1 protein-coding gene is annotated in these 7463 nt (G+C 62.0%); it reads right to left on the bottom strand.

What is annotated here, in order from left to right; all coding sequences use genetic code 11:
- Positions 1-7463: beta strand repeat-containing protein (locus AC3WJW_RS29885; protein WP_493728537.1), on the bottom strand; the 7463-nt coding region annotated here is incomplete at both ends.

Here is a 7463-nt window from a genome sequence, read left to right as displayed (position 1 = left end):
ACGCTGCCGGTCAAGGCAGTGTCTTCCAGGGTCGAGACCGTTTCGTTGGCATCGGTGAAGCTGTCGTCGACCGGCGTGACGCTGATGTTCAAGGTCGAGGTGTCGTTGGTTCCCGAACCGTCGGTGACGGTGTAGGTGACCGTTGGCACGGTGCCGTTGTAGTTGGCGGCCGGGGTGAAGGTGTAAGCACCGTTCGCCGCGATCACCAGGGTACCGACGTTGGCGATGGTCGCCGTGGTGCCGGCCGTGTAAGTGGTCGAACCGATGGTGAAGTTGACCACGCTGACCGGGCCATCGACGCTGCTCGTGCCGGAGAGGACGCTGCCGGTCAAGGCCGTGTCTTCAGCGGTGGTCACGCTTTCGCTGGCATCAATAAAGCTGTCATCGACCGGGGTAACGCTGATGTTCAGGGTCGAAGTGTCATCTGTGCCGGAACCGTCGGTGACGGTGTAGGTAACCGTTGGCACCGTGCCGTTGTAGTTGGCGGCCGGGGTGAAGGTGTAGGCGCCGTTGGCCGCGATCACCAGGGTGCCGACGTTGGCGATGGACGCCGTGGTACCGGCCGTGTAAGTGGTCGAACCAATGGTGAAGTTGACCACGCTGACCGGACCGTCGACGCTCGAAGTGCCGGAGAGCACGCTGCCGGTCAAGGCAGTGTCTTCCAGGGTCGAGACTGTTTCGTTGGCGTCGGTGAAGTTGTCGTTGACCGGCGTGACGCTGATATTCAGGGTCGAGGTGTCGTTAGGCCCCGAACCGTCGGTGACGGTGTAGGTGACGGTTGGCACCGTGCCGTTGTAGTTGGCGGCCGGGGTAAAGGTGTAAGCACCGTTCGCCCCGATCACCAGGGTGCCGACGTTGGCGATGGTCGCGGTCTGGCCGGCGGTGAAGGTGCCCGTCACACCGTCGATGCTGAAGTTGACCACGCTGACCGGGCCGTCGACGCTGCTCGTGCCACTGAGGACGCTGCCGGTGAGGGCGGTGTCTTCCAGGGTCGAGACCGTTTCGCTGGCGTCGGTGAAGTTGTCGTTGACCGGCGTGACGCTGATGTTCAGGGTCGAAGTGTCGTCTGTGCCGGAACCGTCGGTGACGGTGTAGGTGACGGTCGGTACGGTGCCGTTGTAGTTGGCAGCCGGGGTGAAGGTGTAGGTCCCATTGGCACCGATCACAAGGGTACCGACGTTGGCGATGGTCGCGGTCTGGCCGGCGTTGAAAGTGCCCGTCACACCGTCGATGCTGAAATTGACCACGCTGACCGGGCCATCGACGCTGCTCGTGTCAGTGAGAACGCTGCCGCTGAGGGCGGTGTCTTCAGCGGTGGTCACGCTTTCATTGGCGTCGGTGAAGTTGTCGTTGACCGGTGTGACGCTGATATTCAGGGTCGAAGTGTCGTTGGTTCCCGAACCGTCAGTGACGGTGTAGGTGACGGTTGGCACCGTGCCGTTGTAGTTGGCGGCCGGGGTGAAGGTGTAAGCACCGTTGGCACCGATCACCAGGGTGCCGACGTTGGCGATGGTTGCGGTCTGGCCGGCGTTGAAAGTGCCAGTAACGCCGTCGATGCTGAAGTTGACCACACTGACCGGGCCGTCGACGCTGCTCGTGCCGGAGAGCACGCTGCCGGTCAAGGCAGTGTCTTCCAAGGTCGAGACCGTTTCGTTGGCGTCGGTGAAGCTGTCGTCGACTGGCGTGACGCCGATGCTCAGGGTGGAGGTGTCATTGGGTCCCGAACCGTCGGTGACGGTGTAGGTGACGGTTGGCACCGTGCCGTTGTAGTTGGCGGCCGGGGTGAAGGTATAAGCCCCGTTCGCTGCGATCACCAGGGTGCCGACATTGGCGATGGTCGCGGTCTGGCCGGCGGTGTAGGTGGTATCACCGATGGTGAAATTGACCACGCTGACCGGACCGTCGACGCTGCTCGTGTCAGTGAGAACGCTGCCGCTGAGGGCGGTGTCTTCAGCGGTGGTCACGCTTTCATTGGCGTCGGTGAAGTTGTCGTTGACCGGTGTGACGCTGATATTCAGGGTCGAAGTGTCGTTGGTTCCCGAACCGTCAGTGACGGTGTAGGTGACGGTTGGCACCGTGCCGTTGTAGTTGGCGGCCGGGGTGAAGGTGTAGGCCCCATTCGCCGCGATCACCAGGGTACCGACGTTGGCGATGGTCGCGGTCTGGCCGGCGTTGAAAGTACCCGTCACACCGTCGACGCCGAAGTTGACCACACTGACCGGGCCGTCAACGCTCGAGGTGCCGCTGAGCACGCTGCCGGTCAAGGCAGTGTCTTCCAGGGTCGAGACCGTTTCGTTGGCATCGGTGAAGCTGTCATCGACTGGCGTGACGCTGATATTCAGGGTCGAAGTGTCGTTGGGTCCCGAACCGTCGGTGACGGTGTAGGTAACAGTCGGCACTGTGCCGTTGTAGTTGGCGGCCGGGGTGAAGGTATAAGCCCCGTTCGCTGCGATCACCAGGGTGCCGACATTGGCAATGGTCGCCGTGGTACCGGCCGTGTAAGTGGTCGAACCGATGGTGAAGTTGACCACGCTGACCGGGCCATCGACGCTGCTCGTGCCGGTGAGCACGCTGCCGCTGAGGGCGGTGTCTTCCAGGGTCGAGACCGTTTCGCTGACGTCGGTGAAGCTGTCGTCAACTGGGGTGACACTGATGTTCAGGGTCGAAGTGTCGTCTGTGCCGGAACCGTCGGTGACGGTGTAGGTGACGGTCGGCACGGTGCCGTTGTAGTTGGCGGCTGGGGTGAAGGTGTAAGCCCCGTTCGCTGCAATGATCAAGGTACCGACGTTGGCGATGGTCGCCGTGCTACCGGCAACATAAGTGGTTTCACCGATGGTGAAGTTGACCACGCTGACCGGGCCGTCGACGCTGCTCGTGCCACTGAGAACGCTGCCGGTGAGGGCGGTGTCTTCAGCAGTGGTCACGCTTTCGTTGGCGTCGGTGAAGTTGTCGTTGACCGGCGTGACGCTGATGTTCAGGGTCGAAGTGTCGTTGGGTCCCGAACCGTCGGTGACGGTGTAGCTGACCGTCGGCACGGTGCCGTTGTAGTTGGCAGCCGGGGTGAAGGTGTAGGCCCCGTTCGCTGCGATCACCAGGGTACCGACATTGGCGATGGTCGCGATCTGGCCGGCGTTGAAAGTACCCGTCACACCGTCGATGCTGAAGTTGACCACACTGACCGGGCCATCAACGCTCGAGGTGCCGCTGAGCACGCTGCCGGTCAAGGCAGTGTCTTCCAGGGTCGATACCGTTTCGCTGGCATCGGTGAAGTTGTCGTTGACCGGCGTAACGCTGATGTTCAGGGTCGAAGTGTCGTTGGGTCCCGAACCGTCGGTGACGGTGTAGGTGACGGTCGGCACGGTGCCGTTGTAGTTGGCAGCCGGGGTGAAGGTGTAGGCCCCATTGGCACCGATCACCAGGGTACCAACGTTGGCGATGGTCGCGGTCTGGCCGGCGTTGAAAGTACCCGTCACACCGTCGATGCTGAAATTGACCACGCTGACCGGGCCATCGACGCTGCTCGTGCCAGTGAGAACGCTGCCGCTGAGGGCGGTGTCTTCAGCGGTGGTCACGCTTTCATTGGCGTCGGTGAAGTTGTCGTTGACCGGGGTAACGCTGATGTTCAGGGTCGAGGTGGCATTAGGTCCCGAACCGTCAGTGACGGTGTAGGTGACCGTTGGCACGGTGCCGTTGTAGTTGGCGGCCGGGGTGAAGGTGTAAGCGCCGTTGGCCCCAATGACCAGGGTACCGACGTTGGCAATGGTCGCGGTCTGGCCGGCGTTGAAAGTGCCCGTCACACCGTCGATGCTGAAATTGACCACACTGACCGGGCCGTCAACGCTGCTCGTGCCGGAGAGGACGCTGCCGGTGAGGGCGGTGTCTTCCAGGGTCGAGACCGTTTCGTTGGCGTCGGTGAAGCTGTCGTCGACTGGCGTGACGCTGATGTTCAGGGTCGAAGTGTCGTTAGGCCCCGAACCGTCAGTGACGGTGTAGGTGACCGTTGGCACGGTGCCGTTGTAGTTGGCAGCCGGAGTGAAGGTGTAAGCGCCGTTTGCCGCAATGACCAGGGTACCGACATTGGCAATGGTCGCCGTGGTACCGGCCGTGTAAGTGGTCGAACCAATGGTGAAGTTGACCACGCTGACCGGGCCATCGACGCTCGAGGTGCCGGTGAGGACGCTGCCGGTCAGGGCAGTGTCCTCCAGGGTCGAGACCGTTTCGCTGGTGTCGGTGAAGTTGTCATTGACCGGTGTGACGCTGATATTCAGGGTCGAGGTGTCGTTGGGTCCCGAACCGTCGGTGACGGTATAGGTGACGGTCGGCACCGTGCCGTTGTAGTTGGCGGCCGGGGTAAAGGTGTAAGCCCCATTTGTACCGATCACCAGGGTACCAACGTTGGCGATGGTCGCCGTGGTGCCGGCCGAGTAAGTGGTTTCACCGATGGTGAAGTTGACCACGCTGACCGGACCGTCGACGCTCGAAGTGCCGGAGAGCACGCTGCCGGTCAAGGCGGTGTCTTCCAGGGTCGAAACCGTTTCGTTGGCATCGGTGAAGTTGTCGTTGACCGGCGTAACGCTGATGTTCAGCGTACTGCTCGAGCCCGTATTGGTGGTGTATGTCACCTGCGGAACGTTGCCATTCCAGTCGGCAGCCGGCTTGAAGGTGTAGTCGCCGTTGCTGGAAATGACCAGCGTACCGACACCCGTGATGGTCGCGGTCTGGCCCGCGGTGAAACTGCCGTTGACCCCGTTCACGCTGAAGCTTGCGACACTCAGGACATTATCGACGTCGTGGTCGTTGGTCAGCACGTTGCCGGTCGCGTTGTGATCTTCTTCGACGGTGCTCCTGTCCACCTGCAGCACGCTGGCGTCATCGACGGCAGCCACGTGCACCACCAGTGGCAGCGAGGTGCTCGCGCTTGGGGCATCGCCGTCTTTGGCGGTGGCCGTTACGGTCAGGGGGATGTCGCCATTGAAGTTCGTCGGTGGTGTCAGTTTGAGCGTGGACAGGTTCCAACCCGTAATGTCCACCGACGTCGAGCCGTTGGCAGCATTGAAGGTGTGGGTGCCATCGGTGAGGCTGGAACCCGCCGGCAAGCCGTTCAGTGTGAGGGCAAGTGTTTCCGAGCCGTCGACGTCATTGGTGTGGGCCTGGATGGTGGACAACAGGATCGCGTTGTCTTCAAGACCCGAGTTGAGCACCTGAGTGACATTGATGTTGTCCAGCAGGCCGCCCAGGCTGTTGCTGTCCCCAGCGCGGAACTCGAGTCTCTGGTTGCCATCGGCAGTGACCGGAATGTCGAAGCTGTAGTGCTGCATGCCCGTGGTCGAGGTGTTCAGGGTGCCAATGAGTTGACCGCCCCAGTACACGTTGATGAGCGAATTATCTACGCCGGCACGCGGTGCATAGTCGAACGACACGTTGTACGTGGTGCCGGCCTTCGCATCGATAGTGGTGTAGAGGTTGCTCGCATCACCGGTATTGCGCTCGAGTTCGATGACCTGGTTATTGCCGCCGGCACCATAGACGCTGGCTTTGCCGATTTCGACCATGCCCCCGCGGTTGTCAGTGTGCCAGGCACCGTTGCCGAGCTTGCTGACATCGACGTCGATACTCGCAGCGACTTCCTGGAAGTCGGTCGAGGCAACGATACCGCCACCGGTCAGCGACAGGCTCGGGGTATCGGTGACTGGCGCGACGACGATGGTGCCGGTCGCCGAAATGGCAGAAGGCATGCCACCGTTGTCGGTCGCGCTGTAGGTGAAATTGGTGGTGCCACTCCAGTCGCCGGTGGGTTTGAAGTAAACCGTTGCACCATTGGCCGTTGCGGAGATCACGCTGCTGGTGGTCAGCTCGATGGTCCCGGCGGCGTCTGCGTAGAACTTGCCATTGGCCGGCAGGCTGGTCAGGGTGAAGTGATTGACGCTGCCGTCAATGTCATTGCCGCCGAGCTGCACGGCGATCAAATGATCTTCATCACCCCTGGCCGAGGTGGCGTTTACGGTCGGAGCGTCGTTGACCGGGTTGACCGTGATGTTCAGCGTGCTGGTGGAGTTGGTGTTGGTGGTGTAGCCGATCTGTGGAACCGTTCCGTTCCAGTTCGCGGCAGGGGTGAAACTGTAATCGCCGTTGGTGGCGATAGTCACAGTACCGACGCCGGAGATAGTCGCGACTTGACCCGCGGTAAAGGAGCCGGGGACGCCTTGTATGGTGAATGTCGCGACACTCAGAGCGTTGTCGACATCGATGTCATTGCCAAGCACGTTGCCCGTTGCAGCGTGGTCTTCATCGACGGTCCTGGTATCTGCAATCAGGACGCTCGGGTCATCGACCGGGGTGACGCTGATATTCAGGGTCGAGGTGACATTGCTGCCGGAGCCGTCGGTGACGGTGTAGCTCACCGTGGGTACCGTGCCGTTGTAGTTGGCGGCCGGGGTGAAGGTGTAGGCGCCGTTGGCGCCGATGACCAGGGTGCCGACGTTGGCGATGGTTGCGGTCTGGCCCGCTGTGAAGGTGCCAGTGACACCGTCGATGGTGAAGTTGAGCACGCTGACTGGACCGTCGACGCTGCTCGTGCCGGTGAGGACGCTGCCGGTCACGGCGGTGTCTTCCTGGGTGGAGACCGTTTCGCTGAGGTCGGTGAAGCTGTCGTCGACCGGGGTGACGTTGATGGTCAGGGTCGAAGTGACGTCCGTGCCCGAACCGTCGGTCACGGTGTAACTCACGGTCGGCACGCTGCCGTTGTAATTGGCGGCCGGAGTAAAGGTGTAGGCGCCATTAGCCCCGATCACCAGGGTGCCGACGTTGGCGATGGTCGCGGTCTGGCCCGCTGTGAAGGTGCCAGTGACACCGTCGATGGTGAAGTTGAGCACGCTGACCGGCCCATCGACACTCGAAGTACCGGTGAGGACGCTGCCGCTGACGGCGGTGTCTTCAGCGGTGGTGACGTTTTCGCTGATGTCGGTGAAGCTGTCGTCGACCGGCGTGACGTCGATGGTCAGGGTCGAGGTGACATTGCTGCCGGAACCGTCGGTGATGGTGTAGCTGACGGTCGGCACTGTGCCGTTGTAGTTGGCATCCGGGGTAAAGGTGTAGGCGCCATTCGCCCCGATCACCAGGGTGCCGATGTTGGCAATGGTCGCCGTCTGACCGGCGGTGAAGGTGCCAGGAACGCCGTCGATGGCGAAATTCACCACGCTGACCGGGCCGTCGACGCTCGAGGTGCCGGTGAGGACGCTGCCGGTGACGGCGGTGTCTTCAGCGGTGGTTACGCTTTCGCTGAGGTCGGTGAAGCTGTCGTCGACCGGCGTCACGCTGATGTTCAGGGTCGAAGTGTCGTCTGTGCCGGAACCGTCGGTGACTGTATAGGTGACGGTCGGCACGGAACCGTTGTAGTTGGCGGCCGGGGTGAAGGTGTAAGCGCCGTTAGCCCCTATGACCAGGGTGCCGACGTTGGCGATGGT

It is taken from the genome of Pseudomonas sp. GW821-FHT07G06, from assembly GCF_058986625.1.
The sequence above is the reverse complement of the archived record's forward strand: the minus strand, read 5'-3'. Positions and strand labels throughout refer to the sequence as shown.